This window comes from Sphingobium sp. KKT206 (assembly GCF_055640555.1).
On record NZ_CM145765.1, the window covers coordinates 982,369 to 1,005,739 of the forward strand.

General features: G+C 63.5%; 23 protein-coding genes. 9 read left to right on the forward strand and 14 right to left on the reverse strand.

Features of this window, described 5'->3' with window-relative positions:
- The first annotated feature begins 6 nt into the window (after positions 1-6).
- Genes ACZ2HM_RS22520 through ACZ2HM_RS22530 form a run of 3 tightly spaced genes read left to right on the forward strand, consistent with a single transcriptional unit; the run spans position 7 to position 3,635 of the window.
- Entirely contained in the window at positions 7-792 is a 786-nt protein-coding gene (locus ACZ2HM_RS22520) for a FadR/GntR family transcriptional regulator (RefSeq protein WP_069064365.1), read from the forward strand.
- Between the two features lie 9 nt (positions 793-801).
- A complete protein-coding gene (gene uxaC, locus ACZ2HM_RS22525; RefSeq protein WP_470427087.1) occupies positions 802-2,229 on the forward strand; it encodes a glucuronate isomerase in 1,428 nt (475 codons plus the stop codon).
- Entirely contained in the window at positions 2,226-3,635 is a 1,410-nt protein-coding gene (locus ACZ2HM_RS22530; protein ID WP_076605457.1) for a mannitol dehydrogenase family protein, read from the forward strand. Before uxaC ends, ACZ2HM_RS22530 begins: the two co-directional genes overlap by 4 nt.
- Here ACZ2HM_RS22530 and ACZ2HM_RS22535 read toward each other — a convergent pair.
- The 7 genes from ACZ2HM_RS22535 to ACZ2HM_RS22565 form a co-directional block, all read right to left on the reverse strand.
- Positions 3,617-4,231: a DUF1989 domain-containing protein gene (locus ACZ2HM_RS22535; protein ID WP_037473544.1), complete on the reverse strand. Its 615-nt coding sequence runs from the start codon at positions 4,229-4,231 to the stop codon at positions 3,617-3,619. The two genes, ACZ2HM_RS22530 and ACZ2HM_RS22535, sit on opposite strands and share 19 nt — an antisense overlap.
- On the reverse strand, positions 4,228-4,914 hold the full coding sequence (gene gntA / locus ACZ2HM_RS22540; RefSeq protein ID WP_037473543.1) for a guanitoxin biosynthesis heme-dependent pre-guanitoxin N-hydroxylase GntA: 687 nt from the start codon (positions 4,912-4,914) through the stop codon (positions 4,228-4,230). The genes ACZ2HM_RS22535 and gntA overlap by 4 nt, the downstream gene beginning before the upstream one ends.
- A gap of 157 nt (positions 4,915-5,071) precedes the next feature.
- On the reverse strand, positions 5,072-6,370 hold the full coding sequence (locus ACZ2HM_RS22545) for a cation:proton antiporter (RefSeq protein ID WP_037473541.1): 1,299 nt from the start codon (positions 6,368-6,370) through the stop codon (positions 5,072-5,074).
- A 49-nt stretch (positions 6,371-6,419) separates the two neighbouring features.
- Positions 6,420-7,220 (reverse strand): enoyl-CoA hydratase/isomerase family protein, encoded by an 801-nt coding sequence (locus tag ACZ2HM_RS22550; protein WP_313921912.1) that lies wholly within the window; start codon positions 7,218-7,220, stop codon positions 6,420-6,422.
- An 11-nt stretch (positions 7,221-7,231) separates the two neighbouring features.
- On the reverse strand, positions 7,232-9,442 hold the full coding sequence (locus tag ACZ2HM_RS22555; RefSeq protein WP_037473538.1) for an acyl-CoA dehydrogenase: 2,211 nt from the start codon (positions 9,440-9,442) through the stop codon (positions 7,232-7,234).
- Positions 9,443-9,509: 67 nt separating this feature from the next.
- Positions 9,510-10,340 carry a coniferyl-alcohol dehydrogenase gene (locus tag ACZ2HM_RS22560; RefSeq protein ID WP_069064358.1) on the reverse strand — a complete coding sequence of 277 codons (831 nt, stop codon included), beginning with the start codon at positions 10,338-10,340 and terminating at the stop codon, positions 9,510-9,512.
- A gap of 25 nt (positions 10,341-10,365) precedes the next feature.
- On the reverse strand, positions 10,366-10,596 hold the full coding sequence (locus tag ACZ2HM_RS22565) for a ferredoxin (protein WP_037476715.1): 231 nt from the start codon (positions 10,594-10,596) through the stop codon (positions 10,366-10,368).
- 216 nt (positions 10,597-10,812) lie between these two features.
- Here ACZ2HM_RS22565 and ACZ2HM_RS22570 point away from each other — a divergent pair, with 216 nt between their 5' ends.
- The 4 genes from ACZ2HM_RS22570 to ACZ2HM_RS22585 are packed head-to-tail and all read left to right on the forward strand — an operon-like array spanning position 10,813 to position 14,378.
- Positions 10,813-12,063 (forward strand): cytochrome P450, encoded by a 1,251-nt coding sequence (locus ACZ2HM_RS22570; protein WP_333971543.1) that lies wholly within the window; start codon positions 10,813-10,815, stop codon positions 12,061-12,063.
- A 3-nt stretch (positions 12,064-12,066) separates the two neighbouring features.
- Positions 12,067-12,471 carry a Zn-ribbon domain-containing OB-fold protein gene (locus ACZ2HM_RS22575; RefSeq protein WP_037476718.1) on the forward strand — a complete coding sequence of 135 codons (405 nt, stop codon included), beginning with the start codon at positions 12,067-12,069 and terminating at the stop codon, positions 12,469-12,471.
- A complete protein-coding gene (locus ACZ2HM_RS22580) occupies positions 12,468-13,637 on the forward strand; it encodes a thiolase family protein (RefSeq protein WP_037476719.1) in 1,170 nt (389 codons plus the stop codon). The genes ACZ2HM_RS22575 and ACZ2HM_RS22580 overlap by 4 nt, the downstream gene beginning before the upstream one ends.
- Positions 13,638-13,643: 6 nt before the next feature.
- Positions 13,644-14,378 (forward strand): DUF2889 domain-containing protein, encoded by a 735-nt coding sequence (locus tag ACZ2HM_RS22585; protein WP_037476720.1) that lies wholly within the window; start codon positions 13,644-13,646, stop codon positions 14,376-14,378.
- A 57-nt stretch (positions 14,379-14,435) separates the two neighbouring features.
- Here the strand turns inward: ACZ2HM_RS22585 and ACZ2HM_RS22590 are convergent, their stop codons facing one another.
- From ACZ2HM_RS22590 to ACZ2HM_RS22610, 5 genes are all read right to left on the reverse strand, one after another.
- Positions 14,436-15,713, reverse strand: coding sequence for an amidohydrolase family protein (locus ACZ2HM_RS22590; RefSeq protein WP_037476721.1), 1,278 nt, complete (start codon positions 15,711-15,713; stop codon positions 14,436-14,438).
- The gene (locus ACZ2HM_RS22595) at positions 15,706-16,533 is read right to left on the reverse strand and encodes a helix-turn-helix domain-containing protein (RefSeq protein WP_052027718.1); all 828 of its coding nucleotides are present in this window, start codon (positions 16,531-16,533) and stop codon (positions 15,706-15,708) included. Before ACZ2HM_RS22595 ends, ACZ2HM_RS22590 begins: the two co-directional genes overlap by 8 nt.
- A gap of 277 nt (positions 16,534-16,810) precedes the next feature.
- Positions 16,811-18,322: a class I adenylate-forming enzyme family protein gene (locus ACZ2HM_RS22600; RefSeq protein WP_037476722.1), complete on the reverse strand. Its 1,512-nt coding sequence runs from the start codon at positions 18,320-18,322 to the stop codon at positions 16,811-16,813.
- 11 nt (positions 18,323-18,333) lie between these two features.
- On the reverse strand, positions 18,334-18,624 hold the full coding sequence (locus ACZ2HM_RS22605; protein ID WP_037476724.1) for a hypothetical protein: 291 nt from the start codon (positions 18,622-18,624) through the stop codon (positions 18,334-18,336).
- A gap of 26 nt (positions 18,625-18,650) precedes the next feature.
- Positions 18,651-19,880 carry a CaiB/BaiF CoA transferase family protein gene (locus ACZ2HM_RS22610; RefSeq protein ID WP_037476725.1) on the reverse strand — a complete coding sequence of 410 codons (1,230 nt, stop codon included), beginning with the start codon at positions 19,878-19,880 and terminating at the stop codon, positions 18,651-18,653.
- A gap of 238 nt (positions 19,881-20,118) precedes the next feature.
- Here ACZ2HM_RS22610 and ACZ2HM_RS22615 point away from each other — a divergent pair, with 238 nt between their 5' ends.
- A complete protein-coding gene (locus tag ACZ2HM_RS22615; protein ID WP_313921911.1) occupies positions 20,119-20,910 on the forward strand; it encodes an SDR family oxidoreductase in 792 nt (263 codons plus the stop codon).
- A gap of 176 nt (positions 20,911-21,086) precedes the next feature.
- Positions 21,087-21,395, forward strand: a complete 309-nt coding sequence (locus ACZ2HM_RS22620) for a hypothetical protein (protein ID WP_069064353.1) — start codon at positions 21,087-21,089, stop codon at positions 21,393-21,395.
- A 77-nt stretch (positions 21,396-21,472) separates the two neighbouring features.
- Here ACZ2HM_RS22620 and ACZ2HM_RS22625 read toward each other — a convergent pair whose 3' ends face one another.
- Positions 21,473-21,937: a MarR family winged helix-turn-helix transcriptional regulator gene (locus ACZ2HM_RS22625; protein WP_470427088.1), complete on the reverse strand. Its 465-nt coding sequence runs from the start codon at positions 21,935-21,937 to the stop codon at positions 21,473-21,475.
- Positions 21,938-22,019: 82 nt separating this feature from the next.
- Positions 22,020-23,276 (reverse strand): acetyl-CoA C-acetyltransferase, encoded by a 1,257-nt coding sequence (locus ACZ2HM_RS22630; RefSeq protein ID WP_037476728.1) that lies wholly within the window; start codon positions 23,274-23,276, stop codon positions 22,020-22,022.
- Positions 23,277-23,371 lie beyond the last annotated feature (95 nt).

The window sequence follows — 23,371 nt, forward strand, 5'->3', positions numbered from 1 at the left end:
AGAAAAATGATTGAGACAGGCAAAAGCGCCGGTGGATCGGTCCCGATGGACGGTACCGAGCGGCTATATCAGAAGCTGGCACGCCGATTGTTCGAGGATCTGGCGACCGGCCGCTATGCGATTGGCGACCGCCTGCCGGCCGAGCGCGAGCTGTCGGTCATGCACGGCGTCAGCCGTCCGGCCGTACGTGAGGCGATGATCGCGCTGGAAGTCCAGGGGTTGATCGAAGTGCGGATCGGGTCTGGTGCCTATGTCCGCGCGCTGCCGGGTGATCAGGACCGGCCGGGCTTTACCGTCACCGCCTTCGAACTGATGGAGGCGCGCCTGTTGGTCGAAGGCGAAGCGGCGGCGCTGGCCGCAGTCAACATCCGCGACGACGAACTGGAAGAACTCGACCGGTTGGTCCTGAAAATGTCGGAGGAAAATCTCCTCCCCGGCGTCAGCACTGAAGCCGATCGCGCCTTCCACCTGCTCATCGCTTCGGCCACGCGCAACGCGGTGATCCACAATCAGGTGGAGGAAATGTGGCGCTTGCGCTCGACCTCGCCCGACTGCGCACTGCTGCTCGAAAAGGCGCGCACCGCCAATATCCAGCCCGTGGTGGCGGAACATAGCGTCGTGCGCGATGCTCTCCATGCCCGCGATCCCGCCGCCGCCAGGGCCGCGATGCGCGCGCATCTAGGCTCGGTCATCGACCATCTGCTGTTCACGATCGAGGAAGATGCGATCGAGGACGCCCGCCGCACCATCGCTTCCACCCGTGCGCGTTATGCCCGCGCCGCAACCCTATAGGTTTCGTTCATGCGTCCGCTGATTCTGCATCCAGACCGTCTGTTCCCGACCGATCCGTCCGTCCGGCCGATTGCGCGCCGCCTCTATGAAGCCGTCGCAGGCCTGCCGATCATCAGCCCGCATGGCCATACCGACCCGCGCTGGTTCGCGCAGGATCAGCCCTTCGGCAATGCCAGCGAATTGCTGCTGACGCCCGACCATTATGTCTTTCGGATGCTCTACAGCCAAGGCATATCGCTCGACATGATCGGGCTGGTGCCCAAAGGTGGCGAGGGCACCTCTGTCGATCCGCGCGCGGCTTGGCGCATATTGGCGGAAAATTACACGCTGTTCCGCGGCACGCCCTCGCGCATGTGGCTCGACTGGGTCTTTGCCGAGGCTTTCGGCCTGACCGTTCAGCTCGAAGCGGCCAGCGCCGACCTTTATTATGACACCATTACGCAGGCGCTGGCGACCGAGGCCTTCCGCCCGCGCGCGCTTTATGACCGCTTCAATATCGAAGTGATCACGACCACGGAATCGCCGCTCGACGATCTCGCCCATCACGCCGCGATCCTTGCCGAAAATAATACCGCCGATGGCTGGAAGGGCAGGGTGCTGACCGCCTACCGGCCCGATCCCGTCATCGACCCGCAGTTTGACGGCTTTCGGGACAATCTGCGCAAACTGTCCGACCTGACCGGCGAAGATGCGTTCGACTATAAGGGCTATCTCGCCGCCCACCGCCAGCGTCGCGCCTTTTTCGCCAGCATGGGCGCGACCTCGACCGATCATGGCCATCCAACCGCCGCGACTGCGGATCTGACCGATGCAGAGGCGCAAGCGCTCTTCGCCCGCGTAACCGCCGATAGTGTGTCCGATGCCGACGCCGAACTGTTCCGCGCGCATATGCTGACCGTCATGGCCGGGATGAGCGTCGAGGATGGCATGGTGATGCAGATCCATCCCGGTGCCTATCGCAACCATAATGCGTCGCTCTTCGCGCGCTTCGGCCGCGACAAGGGGGCCGATATTCCGATGGCCACCGAATATGTCCATGCGCTGCGTCCCTTGCTCGGCCGCTATGGCAATGAAGCAAACCTCACCATCATCCTCTTCACGCTCGATGAAACCAGCTATGCGCGCGAACTCGCGCCGCTGGCGGGCCATTATCCCGCGCTCAAGCTCGGCCCCGCCTGGTGGTTCCACGACAGTCCCGAAGGCATGCGTCGCTTCCGCAACCAGATGACGGAGACGGCCGGCTTCTACAATACGGTCGGCTTCAACGACGATACCCGCGCCTTCCTGTCGATCCCGGCACGCCACGATGTCGCGCGGCGGATCGACTGTGGCTTCCTCGCCCAATGGGTCGCAGAACATCGCATGGAGGAATGGGAGGCCGCCGAACTGGCGGTAGACCTCTCCTACACGCTGGCCAAAAAGGCGTATAAGCTGTGAGACTGTCGCAAGAGAACATCGCCGCGCTGAACGCGGACGTCGAACGGCCGGGCTATGACCGCGAGGCTCAGGCCTGCGGCATCGTCCATTTCGGCATCGGCGCTTTTCACCGCGCGCATCAGGCGGTCTATACCGACGATGCCATGGCGGCGGGCGACCGCGATTGGGGCATCACCGGCGTATCGCTCCGTTCGGGCGATGTCGCCGATCAGATGGAGCCCCAGGATGGCCTGTTCACCGTGTCGGAACGCGGCAGTGGCAGCCCGTATACCCGCCTGATCGGCGCAGTGCAGCGCGTGATTGTCGCGCCGCGCGATCCCGCCGCCGTCGTCGCGGCGCTGGCCAGCAGCAGCACGCACATCGTCAGCTTCACCGTGACGGAAAAGGGCTATTGCCGCACACCGGCTGGCCAGCTTGATCTGGCCATGCTCGAACCGGAACTGGTCAAGGGCGCAACCCCCAGCAGCATCTACGGCTTCCTCGCCGCCGGGCTGGCGCGTCGACGCGCGGCCGGCATCGCGGGTCTGACGCTCGTAAGCTGCGATAATCTCGCGGAAAATGGCGCGGTCCTGTCCGGCCTACTCAACGCCTATCTCGATCGCGTCGATCCCGGCCTCGCCGCCTGGTTCCGCCGCGAATGCGCCTGTCCCTCCACCATGGTCGATCGCATCGTGCCCGCCGTCACCGATGCCGACCGCCAGCAGATCGCCGACACCATCGGCCTGGACGACGCCGCCGCCGTCATCACCGAACCCTTCCGCCAATGGGTGATCGAGGATCGCTTTGCCGGACCGCGCCCTCGCTGGGAAGTCGGCGGCGCGCAACTGGTATCCGATGTGCGTCAGCATGAAGCCGCCAAGCTGCGGATGCTCAACGGCGCCCACTCCGCGCTCGCCTATCTCGGTCTCGCCCAAGGCGATGACTTCGTGCATCAGGCGATCGCCGATCCCACCCTGCGTCCCCTGATCGAACGGCTCATGTGCAATGAGGCAGGCGCAAGCCTCGGCAGCGACCCCGGCCTCGACATCGACGCCTATGCCGCGCAACTGCTCGCGCGCTTCGCCAATCCGGCCCTGCCACACCGCCTCGCTCAAATCGCGATCGACGGGTCGCAGAAAATCCCGCAACGCTGGCTGGAGCCGCTGGCGGCTAACCTGGCCGCCGGGCGCGCCTGTCCCGCAACATTGAAAGCGCTGGCGGCCTGGATGCTTCATATCCGCGGCGACGTGCGACCGGTGGATGATCCCTTGGCCGCGCAGCTTGCCGCTTTATGGCAATCGGCCGGGACTGCGGGCATCGTCACCGCCCTGTTCGGCGAACAGGGGTTGTTCGCCGATCGCTGGACCGTGACCGACCAGAGCCGCGCTCTGCTCCAGGCCGAAGTGGATCAGATGGCGGCGGCCTGATCCGCGGCTTCAGCAATCTCATAATGGATGGGCTTGAAACTGCCGCCATTGGAATCAGGCGCTGAACAGGCGGTGAGGCCAATGATCAGGTCCATCTCCGCCCGAAAGCGGATATGATCGCCCGCCTTGCTGACGGGCGGCAGCACGCGCAGCTTGCCGTCCGGCGCGACCGGCACGTTCATGAAACAATTGAACGCAACCGGAATCGTATCTGGCTCGATCCCATAGGGCGCAAGCGCCTCGGCCAGATTGCCGAAGCAACCGCGATGCGGCTCCAGGTCGGGATAGAAATGGTAGAACGTGTCGATCGAACAGGGCGTCAGCAGAAAGTCATGACGGCCCACCGTATCCGCGATGATGGTCAGCATCACCTGCGACCGATTGGAATACAGCGCATGGCCGGTGGTCAGGCTGATTGTCTCGGCATAATCCAGCGTCCGCCCGGACGAGATGACCTCCCGCACATCGGCGGCATTATAGGCCAACAGGTCCGCCACCTGCTCGCCCTTGGGGTCAGTCACCGTCAACACGGCCCCACGCGGTAGCCGAAACGCCGCACCGCTCCGCTCGGCAATCACCTGCACGCCATCGGTCATGCTTTCTCTCCATGATATTCGAAGGGCGCGACCCATTGGTCACCCACCGCGCGCCCGGAATATTGCCGCGCCTCGCTATTTTCGCCGTGCCGCTCCAGCATGGGGTTGCGCGACCCGGCCAGCGCTTCGTCGCGCACCAATATCTTCTCGCGCATCGTCTCATATTTCCCTTCGGCGCGTAGTTGCTCGAACTGATCATGCAGGTTGAAGATCAAGGTGGGGTATTTGAACCGGCGCGCTGGCCTGCTGGCGCGCGGATGCAGGCCGACAATGAAATAGGCTTCGCCCCCGAAGCTTAGCGAAAAATGCGGATTGGTCGGATCGGCGCTGACCCGCTTGTCATAATCCTGGCCCCGCCATGCATCCTTGTCGCTCAACGACTGCACCCGGTCCCACAAGGCGCGCTCGAACGCCTCCTCCGACAGATCGTCCGGTCCTTCGAACACCGCCGCAAAGCTGCGGAACAGCCCCGGCTGGTCCTTATATGCGCTGGTAAAGCCCAGCAGCGCATCATGCACGCGCAAGTCGTCCCACGCGCTGTCAATGCGATTGCACGCCAGCGTCACAAGATTGCCCCGCGCCAGTGCGGCCTTCGCGCCGACGCAGGGGAAGGCGGGCGCAACGATATGGTCCTGCAACTCGGCTTCGAGTTGGACTTGGGACTTATGGGTCCAGGGAAACATGCTGCATTCCGTTTCATTGTCTGCGTCGGGCGGAGCAGGCGCTCCCGACTGGGGCGACCCACTTTCAACCGTTCGACTGTCCGTTTGTTTCGGCTGCGATAACGTCTCGACCCCAAAATTGGTCGCACCCGTCGCACGGGAATCGGACTGATACAGATTAGTGCGCCCCGCTTGGCGTCGCGTCCGGGTCTGGGCTGGGCTCATCGGGATCGCGCCCGCGGCTCCGGTCGAGCAGCCGCATCGCCGGTGTCACGGTCAGCCCATGCAGCAGGATCGACAGCACAGCAACCAGCCCGACGATCGCCCATAGCCGCTCGCCCGTCTCCAACGGCATATGATTGAGCCCATAGGCCAGATAATAGAATGACCCGACGCCACGAATGCCGAAAAAGGCCAAAGTCAGCTTCTCCGGCCACGCAGCCCGGAACCCGATCATAGCCAGCAGACCCGCCAGCGGCCGAACGATCAGGATGATGGCAAAGGCCGCCGCCACATCCGTCCATCGCAATGCGCTCAGCAACCCGTTGGCCAGCGCGCCGCCTAGCAGGATCAGCACCACCATCATCGCCAACCGTTCGATCTGCTCCGTGATATTGTGCATGGCATGGTTGAAATCATGGTCATGCTGCGACCTGCGCAGCGTCAAGGCCGTGACGAAGACGGCCAGGAAGCCATAGACGTTGATGATTTCGGTCAGCCCATAGGAGACGAACGTGGCGGCAATGGCGATAAGGCCATCGCCCGTCTTCGACAATTTCGTTTCCGCCGGAACATGATAGGTCAGCCAACCGAAGACCTTGCCGATCACCCAGCCGCCCGCGACACCGCCGCCAATCTCCCATAACACACTTTCCAGCACCCATTTCTGCGCCCATGGCTCACCGACCGATGCCGCCAGTCCAAGCGCCAGCGCCAGATTGACGAAGGGAAAGGCCAGCCCGTCATTCAGCCCCGCCTCGGACGTCAGGCCGAACCGCACCTCATCTTCCTCGCCCGTCTTGGGCGGCCCCACCTGCACATCGGCGGCGAGTACGGGATCGGTCGGCGCCAGACTCGCACCCAGCAGCAGCGCCGCGACCCAGGGCAGGCCCAGTCCCCACCCGCCGATCGCGGTGATCGCCACGATGCTGATCGGCATGGTGACGATCAGCAATCGCCAGGTCACCCCCCAGCGCCGCCAACTGAACGCCCGGTCCAGCTTCAACCCCGCCCCCATCAGCGCGATGATCACCACGAACTCAGTGAATCGCTCGGTAATGTCGGGATAATCCAGCGGCATCGGCCGCAGCGTGACGGCGGGAATGGAAAAAACGGCCGCACCAATCCCGATGCAGATGATCGGCAATGACAGGGGCAGTTTCTTCAACGCCAACGGCAGCCAGGCGACCAGGGCAATCAACACCCCCGCGCCAGTTAGCCAAAGGATATAGGGTTCGGGCGCGGAGAAATGGAGCATCGTTGCGTAACGGTCGGCGTGCCCAACCGTTCATCTCACACCCTTGCCCTCAGTCTTTTTTATTGCCCACGCCTTTCATATAGCGTTCCATGCCCTCCAGATAGGCCGGGTTGAGCATCAGCGCGCTGTTCGCCATGCGCTCGACATGCCGCCCCATGGAGGGGCCGACCTCGGCCGCCAGTTCGATCGCGATCTTGGCCGCGCCCATCTGCTCGGCATTCTGCTTGGTCAGGTGGCGGCAGAAATCCAGCGCCGCTTCGTCAAACCCTTCATCGGGCAAAACATCATGCACCAGCCCCATGACGAGGGCGCGGTCGGCATCCGCCTTCTGGTTGCCCATGATCAGCCAGCGCGCCCAATGCGGCCCGCAGATGCGCGTCAGGCGGCTGACGCCATTGGACGCGGGCAATACCCCGAACAAGCCTTCGGGAAAGGAAAAGGCAGCGGATTTCGCCGCCAGCCGGAAATCGCACGACAGCGCCATTTCCAGCCCACCACCGACGCAGGTCGCATGAATGGCGCTGACGATCGGCTTTTCGATATGCTCCATCTCGTCATAGATGCGCTGCATGCCGTTGAGGTTGAGCCGATGATTTTCGCGAATGCCCGACGGGGTGCGCGGATAGTCAGGGTTGGTCCCGCTTTTCAAATCCGCGCCCGAACAGAAATAGCGCCCGGTCGCGCGGATCAGCATCACCCGCAATTCCGGCGTATCGCGAAAGCGCAACAGCGCTTGTTCGAACAGCGCCATCGTCTGCGCCGACAGGGCGTTCAACTTGTCGGGCCGGTTCAAAGTTACGATCAGGATGCCGTCCTGGTCCTGCGTGAGCAGATGCGGGGCGTCGCTCATATCGTCATCCTTCAGGCGCGGGTGCGCGGCAGGCCCAGCGCGCGCTCGGCGATCATGGAACGATGGACCTCGCTTGTCCCACCATAAATGGTCGCGCCCTGCGCGTGGCGGTAGAACATGTTGATCTCCGCCGCCGCCCCCTTGCGCTTGGACAGGGACAAGGGCGCGGTCAGGTCCAGCAAGTCGCGTGCATCGCTCTGGAACTTCTCGGAACTGAACATCTTGGCCATCGGTCCATAGGCCAGGTTCGGCTTCTTCTCCATGCTTGCCCAATTGGCGCGGAAGGCGATCAGTTCGGATGCCCACAGATTGGCCGCGGTGCGCGCCAGCCGCGCCTGCGCCCCGGCGTCGGCGATCAACGGCTGGCCATCGCACTGTATCTCCCGGCACAGCGTTTCGGCCGCATGCAGCATCGCGCGCTGATATTTGGCAAAGCCGCCACCATGCTCCAGTTCCAGGCTCGCGCTCATCGTCCGCACCCCGCCGTCGACCGCGCCCAGCCGCCAGCTATCGGGTATCTTCACTCCGTCATAGAAGGTGATGTTGGTGCGCTCGTCCTGAAAAGTATGGACCGGCTGGATCGTCACGCCTTCGGCCTTCAGCGGCACGATGAACATGGTCAGCCCCTTATGCTTGGCCACGTCCGGGTTGGTCCGGCACAGCATCAGCACATAGGTCGACAGGTTCGCCCCGCTGGTGAACATCTTGGTCCCATCGATCCGCCAGCTACCATCGGCTTCCTGCGTCGCGCGGCACTGCGCGGCGAACACGTCGGACCCAGCGCCCGGCTCGGAATAGCCCAGCGAGCAGATGACTTCGCCGCGCATGATTTCGGGCAGGATCGCCGCCTTCAATTCCTCGCTGCCAAAGCGATGGACGATCAGCGCGACCATCTGCGTAACATTCGCAGCCGGATTATTATAACCCTCCGCTTCGAACGCATCCATCGCGGCGGTCTTTTCATAGGCGGAAAGCCCGCGCCCGCCGACATCCTGCGGCAAGCCCACATAGAGCAGATTCTGCGCCGCCAATTTGCGGTTGAGGACGGGGTTATAGCCCTCCCAGCTATAATGAAACGCCTCGCGCATTTCCGGCGTCACATGGGCGGCAAAGAAATCCTCTATCTCCTGGGTGATGGCGCGCGCGTCTTCGCCCAGATCGAAATTGACCGACATGTCGCCCGCATCAGGCAAGGCCGCCTGCTCGCCTGCATAGAGTCGTCGCCCGGCCTCGCCGATCAACCGCTGCGGATCGCCCAGCAACAAAGGCCAGGCCTTGGCGCGCAGGTTGAACAGGAAAATATCATATTCGGTGGTCAGGCCATAACCGCCAAATGTGTGCAGCGCCTGTGCCACCGCCCGGCCCGCCGCATCGCTGTTCCACCAGGCGGCAATGCTGATCGCCGCTCCCGCCTCCGGCGCGCCATCGGCAATGTCGCGGATCGCCTTCCACACCAGGAACTTGCCGCCGTCGACATCGCACAGCAAATCGGCGAGGGGGTGGGAAATCCCCTGAAATTGGCCGATATACTGATCGAACTGCTTGCGCTCGCACGCATAGGCCGCCGCCAGCTTCAACGCCTCGCGCCCGATCCCGGCTAGGCCAGCCGCGATCAGCAGTTTCCATTCCTCGATACCGCTGGCGAAGGTCGCAACGGCGTCCGCGCCGGACGCCAGCACGACCTGCGGCAAGGCGCCAAGGTCGATTTGTGCCATCGGCGTATCGGCCAAATTCTCCTCCGCCACGCGCGCGCCGTCCGGCACGTCGATCAGAAGGATGTCGTCACCCCGCCGCGCCACGACAGCCTGCACCACCTGACCTCCGCCGATCCACTGCACCGGTTGCGTAGCGATATCATGGAAGGCGATGCTCGCGACCGCTTCGCCCGCCATGACCCGGCCGAGCAGGTCGGTCGCCGCGTCGCCGCCCAGCAAAGCCAGCATCCGCGCCACCACCAGTGTTTCGGCCAGCGGCCCCGACACCAAGGTCCGGCCCGCTTCCTCCATCAAAATCACGGCATCGAACAGGCCGAGCCCCAGGCCGCCTGCTTCTTCCGGCACGCGGATCGACAAGGCGCCCAATTCCGCCAAACCCGTCCACAGCGCGGGATCGAAACCCGAAGGTGCCGCCGAGCGCACCCGCGCGATGCTGCTATGTTCGTCCAGAAAGCGCACGAACATGTCGCGCATCATTTCCTGGTCATCGGTCAGGTCGAAATTCATGGGACTATGCCTCTACTCTCAATCCTCCCCTGTAAGGGGAGGGGAACATGGTGGGCGTGTCTGCCCCCTAACCCTGCGCAGGCGCGGACCGGCGCATCATGACGCTCAGGTCCACTTGTCCGGTGGCGACCCCGCCCATGAAACCGCCATCGACCGGGAAAACGACGCCATTGACGATGCTCGCCAGATCGCTGTTGATCAGCACCAGCCCCGCCGCTTGCTCTTCCGGCGTCGAATAGCGCCCCATCGGCTCGGCGGCGGCGGCGACCACATCCTTGCCCGACGTCGCCTCGAACGCCGCCATCATCGGCGTCTGGGTGGGGGAGGGCAGGGTGCAGTTGATGCGGATACCCTGTTTGATCAAATGCGCGCCCATATACTGGGTCCACACGATCACATTCTCCTTGGAGAAGCTGTAGCCCTCCTTGACCGTGTCCATATTGGACTCGCACCAGGCGATCGCCGCGTCGAACCCCTTGGTGGTGACGAATTCCATATTGGTCGGAATCCGGCGGCTCCACCCCATCCCGCCGGTGGACGCGATGCTGACGATCGCGCCACCCGGTCCCATCAGCGGCAAGACCTGCTCGGTCAAATGACGCAGGCCGATGAAGTTCACCTTCATCACGTCCATCGCTGGAAAGGATTGCGGCAGTCCCGCACAGTTGAACAGCGCGTCCACCTTGCCGCCAATGCCTGCCACCGCCGCGTCGATCGAGGCCGGATCGCGCAGGTCGACATTGTGGAAAGACGCCAGCGGCAGCGCGCTGTCCTTATAGTCCAGCCCATGCACCTCCGCGCCGAGGCTCAGCAACAGTTTCGCGGTCGCTTCCCCCATGCCCGAAAAGCAGCCGGTCACGATCACGCGCTTGCCTTTGTAACCCAACAGGTCGCTCATCATACTCTCCGATTATATGGGAATGTCAGGCCTTGGCCGCCGGGGGCCAGCTGATGCGGCCATCCTCTTCTTCAACGAAGATAATGCGTTCGGGGCAGGCCCTCGCGCCATTTCTGGCGGCCTTCTCCATGCCTTCGGGAACAGTGAAGCCCTCGGTTTGGATATAGCCGTCATCGTCCAGCGGATAGAGGGTTGCGGACACGGCGGCACAGCGGGCATTGCCCACGCAACCGGCCTTTTCGATGCGGATCTTCATGCAGCCACTCCAGCGATACTTGTCTTCCTTAGAAAGGAGATTGGGAGACCGATCAACATGTCCAACCGCTCAATCGCCGCCACGATACGCAAGGGAGGCGTCCCAGCCAGCAATCGTCGGAGCGGTATATGGACCGGGGCTGCGCGACGCATTTGCCTTTATGCTCCATGCGCGCGAAACCGGGATAAATGATAAACAGATTTGCCGGAGACTTGCATGGATCACGCCCTCAGCCCCGCCGCCCCGAAACCCGCCCATGTGCCCGACGCACTAGTCTATGATTTCGACATCCATGCCGATCCCGGCCTGCTCGACGATCCGCATGTCCGCATCATGGACCTGCTGCGCAACGCGCCGCCGGTATTCTGGACCCCGCGCAACGGCGGCGGCTGGATGGTATTGACGCATGCCGCCAATTATGAGGCGTCGCGCGATACCGAAGCCTTCTCCAGCGAATTTGTGCCGCAGGACAAGATGAAGGCGATGCTTGCCTCGCTGCCGCCCGGCGCGCCGCATATTCCCCAGCCGATCCCGATCACGCTCGATCCGCCCGAACACACCAAATATCGCCAGCCGCTGCAAAAAGTCTTTTCGCCCAAGACCATCTCGGCGCTGCGCGACAGCATCCGCGAGCTGGCCGGCGACCTGATCGAGGCGATCAAGCCTGATGGCCGCTGCGAATTCATGAGCGCGGTGGCTGAACCTTTGCCGGTACAGGTGTTCCTCAAGATGCTCGGCCTGCCGCTCGATCGGCTGCCCGAATATCGCGCCATCGTGAAGGAGCATATGGAAGCGATCGACGGCGATCGCGAAGGCTCGATGCGTCGCCTTCAAACGATCGCGGCGGCCATGCGCGACACGTTGCTGGACCGGCGCGACAATCCGCGCGACGACATCATCTCCATGCTCTGGAAGCTGGAAATTGATGGCCAGCCGACGACGCTCGCCGACATGGAAAATTACGGCGTGCTGCTCTTCATTGCCGGGCTCGACACGGTGATGAACGGCATGGGCCTCGCCATGCGCGGTCTGGCCGTGGACACCGATCTTCAGCGCAAGCTGCGCGCCGAACCCAAGCTGATCGCCGAAGCGGCTGAAGAAATGCTGCGCCGCTACACCTTCACCGTGCCGATGCGGGTCGTGAAGCGCCCCGTCGAACTGTCCGGGGCCAAGATGATGCCCGGCGACATGGTCAAATTGTTCCTGCCTGCCGCCGATCTAGACGCAAAGGAATTTCCGCAGCCCGACGTCTATGATCTCGATCGCGAAAACAACGTCCACATCGCCTTTGGCGTCGGCCCGCATCGCTGCCTCGGCTCGCATCTCGCGCGTGTCGAGCTGCAGGTTCTCTATGAGGAAATGTTGGCACGCATGCCCGAATTCCGGCTCGATCCCGATCATCCGCCGGTCTTCCATGGCGGCCATGTCATCGGCATCGAAAGCATGCACCTGGTCTGGGACGTCTGATCCATGGCCTGGCAGCGTTCGCGCCCGCGTCTCGACCGGGACAACCGCGCCTTCTGGACTGGCGGGGCGGAGGGGAAGCTGCACATCACCCGATGCGGTGACTGTGGCAACTATACCCATCCGCCACGCGAGCTGTGCCGCCATTGCCAGTCGGAAAATGTCGCGCCCCATGCGGTGGCGGGCACGGGCATCATCGACACCTACACTATCAATCACCAGGCCTGGGCCAAGGATATGGAGGTGCCCTTCGTCATCGCGCGGGTGAAGCTGGACGATGCGCCCGGCGTGTACCTCACCACCAATATCGTCGGCAGCCCGGTCGATGCGGTCGATATCGATGATCGCGTGCAGGTCGTGTTCGAGGAACAGGACGGCATCTGGTTCCCCCTGTTCGAAAAGGTCGCCTGACCATGGCGCAACGCGAAGCCTATATCAGCGGCATCGGCATGTCGGAGGTCGGGGTGCGCCTGACCCGCTCGCCGCTGCTGCTCACGGTCGATGCCGTGCGCGAAGCCATCGCCGACGCCGGGCTGACGCTCGATCAGATCGATGGCGTCGCCACCTATCCCGGCAAGATGCCGAGTTTCCTCGGCTTCTCGCCCGTCAGTTCGGACGACCTGATCGAAGTGCTGGGGCTGAAAACCCGTTGGCATATCGGTGCGGCGGAATCGACCGCGCAATTGGGGGCCATCATCGAAGCCGCCAATGCGGTGAAGGCAGGCCTCGCCCGCCACGTCCTCTGCTTCCGCACCGTTTATGAAGCCGCCGCGCTTGCCCGCCCGGAGGAGTTCCCGCCGATGGAACGGCGCAAGGATGTGTCGGGCAATTCCCAATGGGTCTCGCCCTTCGGTGCCTTCTCCGCCGCCAACTGGACCGCGCAGTTCGCGATGCGCCATATGAAACGCTATGGCCTCACCCGCGAGCAATTGGCGCAGGTTGCTTTGAACGATCATGCCAATGCCACGCTCAACCCGCGCGCGCTGGTCAAAAAGCCGCTAACGATGGACGATTATATGTCCGCCCGGATGATCAGTTCGCCCTTATGCCTCTATGATTGCGACCGCTTCACCGATGCCTCGACCGTGGTGATCGTCTCGGCGGGCGACGCGCTTGGCGACGTGAAGGCGACACCCATCCGCATCGCCGCGAGCGCGGGTTCGGTCGAACGCTATAGCTGGGACCAGGCCGAATGGGCGGGCGCCTATGCCACCGGGCGCGACCTGTGGAAGAACACGGACTACACGGTGGACGATGTCGATACCGTCCAGCTCTATGACGGCTTCGCTTTCCAGCCCATCACCTGGCTCGAAGGGCTGGGCTTTTGTCCCATCGGCGAAGGCGGTCAATTCCTCGAAGGCGGCACCCGCATCGCCCGTGATGGCGCGCTGCCGATGAATACCGGTGGCGGCCAGCTTGGCTGGGGCCGGCTCCACGGCTTCGGCTTCGCCTATGAATCGGTCGTCCAATTGCGTGGGGAGGGCGGCGCACGCCAGATCGGCGGCGATCCCCGCGTCGCCATCGCCACGTCAGGCGGCGGCCCCATGGCGGCGGCGCTGCTGCTGGCCAAGGACTAGCCTGTCATGGACAGTGCTACGCTCGACGCGCTGCCGGGCTTCCGGCGGCGTTTCCGCGTCACGCCTTCTGAGGGGGCGGTCATCGCCGCAGTCGAGGATGACTATCATTGCATGGCCGTCACCCTGCGCCATGACGGCACGCACGTCACTGGCGTCGACTCCCTCATGGAGCGCGTACCCTGGACCACTTGTCCCGGCGCGCCTGCTGTGCTGGCCGCGACCTTCACCGGTGTCGCACTGGTGGATGTCGCGGCGCGGGGAGAAAAAAAGGCCAATTGCACCCATTTGCACGATCTGGCCGTACTGGCCGCCGCCCATGCGGCGGACGATGAACCGATCCTCTACGACATCGTCGCTTGCGACCCCGTCGATGGCCTGGCGGTCGCGGAAATCCGGCGCGACGGCGCGCTACTGCTCAGGCTAACGCATCGCCAGCATATCCTGGAAGCCCCGGCCGCCATCGCCGGCCAATCGCTCCTGAAATTGCGCCCCTGGATCGACAGCCTCGAAGACCCGCAGCGCGAAGCCGCCCGCCTGCTGCAATGGGGCACGATCCTCGCCAATGGCCGCCTGATTCCTATGGAGCGGCAATCCACCGCGACGAAGGTGCCGCCCAACTGCTTCACCTTCCAGCCGGACAATGCCGTTCACGCCCGCCGCGTCGGCCAGGTCATCGATTTCAGCGGTGCGTCGCCGACCCCGCTCGACCATTTCGATGGTCACGCCTTCCACCCGCGATAGACGAAAAAAAGGGGCGCGCCGGAGAGGGAAGGCGCGCCCCATATCGTCCCTTCGCTATCAGAAGGGCAGGTTGTAGAGGCCTGTCGCGTTGGTCTGCAGGACCTTCTTCTTGACCTCGAAATCATAGCCGCCCAGCACGTCGATGACATGCGCCTGCACGCCGGGATAGAGCGAGGTGGGATGCGGGAAATCGGTTTCGAACATCACCTTGTCCACGCCGATGGTTTCCAGCAGCAGCTTGGGACCGACCTTCTCGAACCAGAAGGTGACCCAGAAATGGTCGCGGAAATATTCCCACGGCCGCTTATGCAGCATATTGGCCTTGCTCGGCAGCATCTCGTTGAACTGATGCTCCAGCGCCTCGATCGCGAAGGGCAGCCAGCCCATGCCGCTTTCGATAAGGCCGATCTTGAGCTTGGGATGGCGATCGAGCCGGCCCGACACCATCCAATTGCCCAGCGTCGCGGCATTGCCGATCGAGAACATCGTCGCCACCACCGACAGCGTCTGCTCGAAGCCGAACCCGTCCCAGGTCAGCGTATTGGGGTCGACCGCACTGTTGAGGTGGAAATTGAGCGGCATGCCGGTCGCTTCGCACATCTCCAGGAACGGGGTCCAATAATCGTGCATGAAGCTCGGCACGCCGACACGTTCGGGCGTATCGGGCAGGACAAAGCCCTTGATCCCCATGTCGTAGCAACGCCGCGCCTCGGTCTCCAACGCCTTCTGGTCCCAGAAGGGCAGGTGGCCCATGTTGAAGATGCGGTTGCCCGACACCTGCTGATATTCGGCCGATGCATCATTATACATTTGCACGATGGCGAGCGCGAGGTCGGGGTCACCCAGCGACATCAACGACCCGGCTTGGGTCACGCCCGAATTCTGGAAGCCGATCTGGGCATAGACGCCCATATCGTCCATCGCCTGCAACCGTTCCTTGATCAGGTGGCCGCCCGGATGCGCCTGCTCCAGCTTGGGGAAAGCAAGCCGCCCCAACAGCTTGTTATTGTCGGCGCGAATGACGTTGCCACCCATCGATCCGAAATTGCGGTCACCGACATACCAGCGTTCGACGCCGTCGGCGTCCTGCTTCACATAGGGCACCTTGCCCTTATATTTGGCCGGCGCGCGCGAGGTGAACAGGTCGGGTGCTTCGGTGATATGCGTGTCGGTGTCGACGATCTTGATGCCAGCCAGCGATGGGTCCAACCCGCCCGATTGTGTGGCATAATCCACCTCGCGGATCACGCCGCCTTCGGTATAGCCTTCGGCCGACCAATATTTCTTGGCGGCCTGCGCCATTTCGCTGTCGGTCTTGTCCTTCACATCAGCCATGCTTCATCTCCATCGGCTGGCGGCTGCCATCGAACAGCGGGGAAACGGGCGCGGGCGCCGGTTCCTCCACGCAGCGACGCACCGCTTCATTCAGTGTCCGCAACAGGCTGTCGGCATCGATCTGGTCCGATGGCTCGTAGACGAAACCAATGGCCAGCGGCTGGCTTTCGGGCATGTTGGGCAGCAGCACGGCCGTTACATCCGCGATCGACCCGAAGCCGACCTTGCCACTGGCAAAGCCCTGCTCCCGGCATGACAGCACCTGTGCGCTCATGTCGGCGGGTATGAACTTGCGATCGGGCGTGGCTTCCGCATTCAGGCGGCGGATCATGCCGTCGCGCCGCGGCTGCGGAACGGTCGAGAGCATCAGCCATCCCGCCGCGCTGTCGGACAGATGATCCTGCTGGCCGCCGCAGAAACCGGCGGCTCCGGCGGTGCGGAAGGTGCGCGTGCCGGCCCGCCAGTTGAACACCTGGACCTTCAGGCCCACCATGCCGAACACCGCAACGCCCAGGCCCGTCTGCGCCGACAGGCGATCGATCAGCCCGGTCAGCACGCCATCGCGCACCAGCTTGGGCTGCACGGCGGCCCCCAGCATCGCGGCGCGGGGCGTGGGCGAATAGGAACGCGAGCAGGGATCTTTGTGCAAAAGGCCAAGGTCAACCAGGCTCGACAGCAATTCCGACGTGCTGGACTGAGGCCGGTCGAAACGACGGACGATGTCCATCACCGTAGCCTGCGGATGATCTTCATCGAAGAATTCCAGCACTTCGATGACGCGCTTGGCGATCTTTGCCTTGTTGGACTCTATTTGAGCCATGGTCCTCTCCTTCGGTTTATGAACACAGTTGTTCACTACCGGGGCAGGCCTGTCAATTAAAAATGAGATACTCTCGTTTATTTTGCCCAATTGGGCAGGTGGAAGCAGCCAGAAATCCTCACAACCATCTGAATTATTACTATAAAAATAGACGTTCCGTACAGGTTTCCAGAGCAATGGAGCTGCCGGTCACCGTTCGGTTCCGAAGAAAAATGCACAGCAACCCCGGCGCAAAAAGCCGTAACCATTGTCCGATTCGCTGTCCGCTTGTTGCGCTTCAGCGGGAAAACAGCGTCTTGATTTCCCGCCGCAGCAGCTTGCCCATCTCATTATAGGGTAGGGCATCGGTGAACAGCACCCGCTCTGGTACCCGCGATGACCGCAGCCGCGCTCGTACCATCTGCTTCAGCTCGTCCTCGTCCGGCGCGCTATGGCCTGCGCGCGGCACTACGATCAGGCCCACCGCTTCGCCCCATTCATGCGAAGGAATGGCGACCGCCGCCGCCTCGGCCACGGCGGGATGGGTCATCACCACATCCTCGATCTCGCCGGGCGAGATATTCTCGCCGCCCCGCACGATCACATCATCCGCGCGCCCCGACAGGAACAGATAGCCGTCCGCATCGATATAGCCCGCGTCACGAGTCGGAAACCAACCATCGGCGTCAAGCGCGCTGCGTTCGCGATATTCGCCCGACACCTGCTCGCCGCGCACATAGATTTCGCCCGGCACGCCCGGCGGCAGCACTTGGCCATCCTCGTCGCGTATCTCGATCTCCACGGTCGGCAACGGCCGCCCCACCGATCCCAGCCGCGCCCGCACCACCGGATCGTCCGACCCATGGGCCGCGCGATGCTCATCCGGTCCCAACAGCGCGACGGTCGAACTCGTCTCGGTCAGGCCATAGGCGTTGGTGAAGCCGGTCGTCGGAAACAGGTCGAGCGCCTGGTGGATCAGCTCGGTCGGCATCTTGCCACCGCCATAGGCGATCGCCCGCAGCGCGGACAGGTCCGGCTGCGACGCACCCTTGGCGACCATCTGGCCCATCGCCTCGATGATCCGCGCCAACATGGTCGGCACGACAAACGCATTGCTCGCTCGCTCCACCGCCGCGAGGTTCAGCCAGGCGTCGGGTGCAAAGGCGGGCAGCATCAGGATTCGCCGCATCGCGTAAATGGAACTCAGCAACGCCGCGATCCCCGCAATATGATAGGGCGGCACGCTGACCAGCGCGGCATCCTCTTCCGGCGCAGCGGCGAACTCCACCGTGCCAAGGATATAGGAGACCAGATTGGCATGACGCAAAATCGCGGCCTTGGGCGCGGCGGTCGTGCCACTGGTGAACAGCTGGATCGCGACATCGTCGCCCGCGTCCGCTTCCACCGGCGCATCGCCCGCCAGTGTTTGGGCCTGCGCGACGAAATCCGCGCGCGACACAATGATATTGGCGGCATCCGGGCATAGCCGCCGCACCCGCGCGCCATCCCCGACGATCAACGCCGGGCTGATCCGCGCCAGCAGCGCCCCCAGATCCGCATCCGCCAGCCGATAGTTGAGCGGCACATAAGGCACGCCTGCCAGCGCCGCGCCGAACAACGCCATGACCGCCGCCTCGCTGCTTTCGTCGAGCAGTGCGACATGCGCGACCTCGCTCTGCCGGATCAGCGCAGCCGCGCCGCGCGCGCCCGCCAGCAGGTCAGCATAGGTCCAGCGCGCGCCATCGCACACCAAAGCGATCCGGTCGGGTGCGGCGTCGGCCGTCATTTCCAGGAAGAGGGCGATGTTCATCGGTCTGTCATTCAGTCCGACGCGGGCAGGGGCTTGGCGTCCTTGACCTGCAAGGCCACGCCGTCGACCGAAAGCGATCCTTTGCCCGGCTTGACGCACAGCAATTCGAACGTCCCTGCCGCATCGACATAGCGTTTGCCCATCAACGTGCCAGCGGCGAAATCGGCCGACGGCGTGCCGACCGCTTCCGGCTTCGCCTCGCCCATCGCCGCGCCGCCGCATTCGATGGCTCCCTCGCCGCAACGGATCACCATGACTTCGGTGTCGCATGCCGCGCTCTTCAATTTCGTTCCCGGTTTCATTGCACTGGTCGCCTTTGTTCCAAGCCTCACGCGATCGCGCCGCTGGCTTTCCACTGTTCGATCTTGTCCCACTCGATGCCCATTTCCATCAGCACCGTTTCGGTATGCTCCGACGCCTGTGGCGCGCGGGTGGTTTCCAGCGGCTTGCCATCGAACTGCACCGGTCCGCGCACCAGCCGCAGCGGCTTGCCGCTGCCATCGGCACCCTCGACCTCGATGATCATGTCGTTGGCCAGCGCCTGTTCGTCGGTCAGCAGGTCGCTGAAACTCTGCACCGGCGCCCATTGCCCCTTCATGGTCTTGAGGTGCGCGCGCCAATAGGCAAAGGGCTTCTGGGCAAAGGCCTTGACCAATATGTCGCTCGCCGCACCCGCATTCTCGATCAGCGACAAGACGTCTTTAAAGCGCGGATCGTCCGCGGCTTCCGGCGCACCGACATGCTCGAACGTATCGCGGATCAGGCCGGTTGGACTGACCATGCACAGATTGATCGTGCCGCCATCGGACGTGCGGAAATTGCCCATGAACGGATTGCGCAGCGACCCGCCCGATGTCGGCATCGGATTGCGCGTTTCGATCCCGGTCTCCATCACCTGCGATATCAGCGCGCCCGACGCCCACCAGGCGGCACTCAGCAGCGATACGTCCACCTCGGTCGCCTCGCCCGTGCGCTCGCGATGCAGCAGCGCGCCCGAAATGCCGCCTGCAATGAACATGCCGCCGATCGAATCGCCAAAGGCCGGGATACCCTGCGTCAACGGACCCGGCAGGGCTTCAGGCGTCATCGCATAGGCGACGCCGCTGCGCGACCAGAAGCAGGTGCCGTCGAACCCGCCGACCAGCCGCTCCGGTCCCTTGTCGCCCAGCGCGCTGCCACGGGCATAGATGATATCGGGGTTCACGGCGCGGATATGCTCGACATCGAACCGGTTTTTCTGGCGTACCTGCGGCAGATAGTTGGTCAGGAAGACATCCGCCGTCTTGGCCAGCTCATATAAAACCTCCTGGCCTTCGGGCGTGGACAGGTCGATCCCCACGCTGCGCTTGCCGCGATTGGGATGTTCGAACAACGTGTGGCGCAGCGGATCCAGCGTCACCCCGCCCATGTTGAGAAATCCGCGCTGCGTGTCGCCGCGTACCGGATGCTCGATCTTGATGACATCCGCGCCCCAGTCGGCCAGGATCGCGCCCGCCGCCGGTACATAGGTGAATTGCGCGACTTCCAACACGCGCACACCCTTCATCACCTGGGTCATAAACTTACCCCAATCCCCTCATGCGCCGCACGATGCAGCGCTGTATCTTGCCGCAAAGCCTAGAAGCTGCGGCCATTGCCGCAAGAGCCGACAGGCTGTTGAATGCGGGCTATCGCTCGCACGATGCCCCAGCGGCCACCAACGCCGTCACGATATGCGAACCCCCGCAAAACAGGGGGATTGAGCGGCACGGGCTACGGGCCGAAGGTATGGCGCAAACGTCACCGGAAGGACTCCCATGCTGATCGACTCCTCGCTCTCCGCCATCGTCACCGGCGGCGCGTCAGGCCTTGGCCTTGCCACGGTGAAAGCCTTGCGTGCCAACGGCGCAAAGGTCGCGATCTTCGACATCAACCAGGATCAGGGGGAAGCGATCGCCGCAGACGTCGGCGCGACCTTCTGCAAGGTTGACATCCTCTCGGAAGACAGCGCACTCGCCGGCTTTGACCAGGCCCGCGCCGCTCAGGGGCAGGAACGGCTGCTCGTCCATTGCGCCATGGTGTCGAAGGGCGGCAAGACCGTGTCGAAGGACAAGGATAATGGCGGTTTCAAGCGCCTCTCGACCGAGGATTATGCCCTGTCCGCGCAAGGCATTCTGGTCGCCAGCTACCGCATGGCCTCCATCGCCGCGCTCGGCATGGCATCGCTCGATCCACTGGCCGACGAGGAGCGCGGTAGCATCATCCTGACATCCAGCGCGGCGGCCGAAGACGGGCAGGTGGGGCAGATCGCCTATGGCTCGCTGAAGGCCGGCGTGAACGGCATGGTCCTCCCCATGGCGCGCGACCTGATGGACTTGGGCATTCGCGTCAATGCGATCATGCCCGGCATCTTCGCGACGCCGCCGATGCTGCGGTTCAAGGACATGAACCCGCCCATGTATGAAAATCTCGAAAAATCGGTGCCCTTCCCCCGCCGCCTGGGGCTGCCGGAAGAGTTCGCATCGCTCGCCATGGAATTGGTCCGCAACAGCTATATCAACGCGCAAACTTTCCGCATCGACGGCGCGATCCGCTTCCCGCCGCGCTGACCTGCCTTCTCCTTCGCATCATGACCAAAGAACAAGGGCGCGCCGGGCAATGGCGCGCCCTTGTTCGTTCGCACTTGCAAAAAATAATACTAAGCTAGGTTGACATGTTTTTGGCGAATTACTAACTAAGCTTAGTATTAAATGAATCACTCTCTTTTCTAACCCAGAGGTTCGCCATGACTGCTTTTGCCCAAATCGCTCTTGCCTTCACCCTTGCCGCTTCCGCCCTGCCGCAGGCCGCCGCAGCTGCCGAAGCCGTGCAACTGTCGTCCTCCGCTGCCGTCAGCGCGGCGGACTATAAGGGCAAGATGCTCTACACCGCGTCGGGTGACCGTCTCGCTGCCGTCTACCGCGTCGCGCCCGATGGCGCCGCGCAGATCATCCTCAACGGCAAGATGGTCGTCGTGCCCGCTGCCAGCCTCGCCGCCGCCGATGGCAAGCTCGTCACCAACCTGTCCAAGCGCGATCTGCTGACCGCCCGCTGATCGGCCTGACCCATCAAAAAAGGCCCGCCTTCCAATGCGGAAGGCGGGCCTTTTTGCGTCTGTCGCTTGGCCTGTGATCAGGATTTGGCAATATTCTCGGAAATCATGTCCAGCAGCATGTTGAGCCGGTTGAGGTCGTCCACATCGAAGCGCGCAAAGGCGACATCCTCATTGGCACGGGCAATGCCCGCCAATTGAGTCGTGATCGTCTGGCCTGCCTCGGTCAGGAACACGGCATGCGCGCGCCGGTCGTCATCCTTGGCCCGCCGTTCCAGCAGCCCGTCGGCGCAGAGCCGGTCGATCAATCGCCCGGCCGACGCCTCGGCAATCTCCAGCATATTGGCGATCGTTCGTTGCGTCGCACCCGGATGCCGCGCGACCACGGCGATCACCGTCCATTGCGACCGGGTCACGCCCAGCCGCACCACGCTCTGGTCGAAATGCGCGCGCAACTGCCGCGCGATCACCGTCAGCTTCAACGATGCGTTGCGCTTGAGCGCGGTCGGGTCTTCGGCCAGCAATTGATCGATCGGTTTCGCCATCACCTGGCCACCATAGCGCCACCGCGGCGAAACGAAAGAAAGCTCATCCTGCAATGCACAAGTCGGCACCATGTCCTGTCTCTCAGACACGTTCGATGATGATCGCTGGAGCCATGCCGCCCGCCGCGCACATGGTGATCAGGCCATAGCGACCGCCCGTCCGTTCCAACTCGTCCAATGCCGTGCCGATCAGCACCGCGCCGGTCGCCCCGATCGGATGGCCAAGCGCAATCGCGCCGCCATTGGGATTGAGCTTCGCGCGGTCGATCCCCAAATCGCGGATGAACTTTTCGGTCACGACCGCAAAGGCTTCGTTGACCTCGAAGACGTCGATATCCTCGACCCGCAACCCTGCTTTCGCCAGCACCTTGCGCGCGGCCGGGACCGGGCCGTTCAACATCAATGTCGGGCAATCCCCCATATTGGCGGTCGCAACGACCCGCGCGCGCGGCGTCAGGCCATGGCGCTGCGCATAGTCGGCCGACGCCAGCAATAGGGCGGCCGCGCCATCGACCACGCCGGACGATGTGCCCGCATGGTGCAGTGGCGTGATCGCCAGGTCAGGATATGTCTGGTTGATCAACTGGCGGAATGTCGGGCCATCGGCGCGCGAGGGCATGTCGAGAAAGGCCGCAAAGGCGGGCTTCAACTGCGCCAGCTGTTCGGCCGTGGTATCAGGCCGGGGATATTCCTCATGGTCCAATATCACCGCGCCATCATCATCCACCACCGGCACGGTCGATCGGGCAAATCGCCCTTCCTTGATCGCGATCCCCGCCCGCCGCTGGCTCTCCGCGCCAAAGGCATCGAGCTGCTCGCGCGTAATGCCCTCCATCGCCGCAATGGCATCGGCGGCGACGCCCTGGTTCGACTGGGGATGCTTGGCCTGCAGGCGCAGATTGCCGGTGCCAAGGCCGCCGACCGACGGCACCCCTGCTTCGCGCAATGACTGGCCATAGGACATGACGTGCGACATCATCTCGGTCCCGCCCGCCACGACCAGATCTTCCATCCCGGCCATGATCTGCGCGGCGGCCAAATTGGTGGCGGTCAGGCCACTGCCGCAGAAGCGGTCGAGCGTCACGCCCGACGCGCGCACATCATAGCCCGCGTCCAGCGCCGCCATCCGCCCCATGTCGCCGCCCTGCAATCCCATCTGCGCGCTGGTGCCCCAGATCACGTCGTCGACATCGGCCGTGTCGATGCCATTGCGATCGCGGATCGCACGCAGCACCGTGGCCGCGACATGCTGGGGATGCAGATGGGACAGGGCACCCTTGCCCAGCTTGCCGAAGCTGCGCGGCGTGCGGACGGCGTCGATGATAAAGGCCTCTGCCAAGGCGCGTCTCCTGCAATATTGTTGATGGCGCTATCGCATGGATGCGCGCGCATCCCCAATCGCATGGGCGATTGATCGTGGGCCGGGATGGACGC

Coding starts and splice junctions, on each gene's coding strand:
- ACZ2HM_RS22620 (WP_069064353.1), top strand. CDS start 21,087: ATGACTGCTTTTGCCCAAATCGCTCTTGCCTTCACCCTTGCCGCTTCC.
- gntA (WP_037473543.1), bottom strand. CDS start 4,914: ATGTTTCCCTGGACCCATAAGTCCCAAGTCCAACTCGAAGCCGAGTTG.
- ACZ2HM_RS22610 (WP_037476725.1), bottom strand. CDS start 19,880: ATGACCCAGGTGATGAAGGGTGTGCGCGTGTTGGAAGTCGCGCAATTC.
- ACZ2HM_RS22535 (WP_037473544.1), bottom strand. CDS start 4,231: ATGACCGATGGCGTGCAGGTGATTGCCGAGCGGAGCGGTGCGGCGTTT.
- ACZ2HM_RS22520 (WP_069064365.1), top strand. CDS start 7: ATGATTGAGACAGGCAAAAGCGCCGGTGGATCGGTCCCGATGGACGGT.
- uxaC (WP_470427087.1), top strand. CDS start 802: ATGCGTCCGCTGATTCTGCATCCAGACCGTCTGTTCCCGACCGATCCG.
- ACZ2HM_RS22605 (WP_037476724.1), bottom strand. CDS start 18,624: ATGAAACCGGGAACGAAATTGAAGAGCGCGGCATGCGACACCGAAGTC.
- ACZ2HM_RS22555 (WP_037473538.1), bottom strand. CDS start 9,442: ATGAATTTCGACCTGACCGATGACCAGGAAATGATGCGCGACATGTTC.
- ACZ2HM_RS22625 (WP_470427088.1), bottom strand. CDS start 21,937: ATGGCGAAACCGATCGATCAATTGCTGGCCGAAGACCCGACCGCGCTC.
- ACZ2HM_RS22550 (WP_313921912.1), bottom strand. CDS start 7,220: ATGAGCGACGCCCCGCATCTGCTCACGCAGGACCAGGACGGCATCCTG.
- ACZ2HM_RS22600 (WP_037476722.1), bottom strand. CDS start 18,322: ATGAACATCGCCCTCTTCCTGGAAATGACGGCCGACGCCGCACCCGAC.
- ACZ2HM_RS22590 (WP_037476721.1), bottom strand. CDS start 15,713: ATGGCTGATGTGAAGGACAAGACCGACAGCGAAATGGCGCAGGCCGCC.
- ACZ2HM_RS22615 (WP_313921911.1), top strand. CDS start 20,119: ATGCTGATCGACTCCTCGCTCTCCGCCATCGTCACCGGCGGCGCGTCA.
- ACZ2HM_RS22575 (WP_037476718.1), top strand. CDS start 12,067: ATGGCCTGGCAGCGTTCGCGCCCGCGTCTCGACCGGGACAACCGCGCC.
- ACZ2HM_RS22595 (WP_052027718.1), bottom strand. CDS start 16,533: ATGGCTCAAATAGAGTCCAACAAGGCAAAGATCGCCAAGCGCGTCATC.
- ACZ2HM_RS22545 (WP_037473541.1), bottom strand. CDS start 6,370: ATGCTCCATTTCTCCGCGCCCGAACCCTATATCCTTTGGCTAACTGGC.
- ACZ2HM_RS22565 (WP_037476715.1), bottom strand. CDS start 10,596: ATGAAGATCCGCATCGAAAAGGCCGGTTGCGTGGGCAATGCCCGCTGT.
- ACZ2HM_RS22560 (WP_069064358.1), bottom strand. CDS start 10,340: ATGAGCGACCTGTTGGGTTACAAAGGCAAGCGCGTGATCGTGACCGGC.
- ACZ2HM_RS22570 (WP_333971543.1), top strand. CDS start 10,813: ATGGATCACGCCCTCAGCCCCGCCGCCCCGAAACCCGCCCATGTGCCC.
- ACZ2HM_RS22585 (WP_037476720.1), top strand. CDS start 13,644: ATGGACAGTGCTACGCTCGACGCGCTGCCGGGCTTCCGGCGGCGTTTC.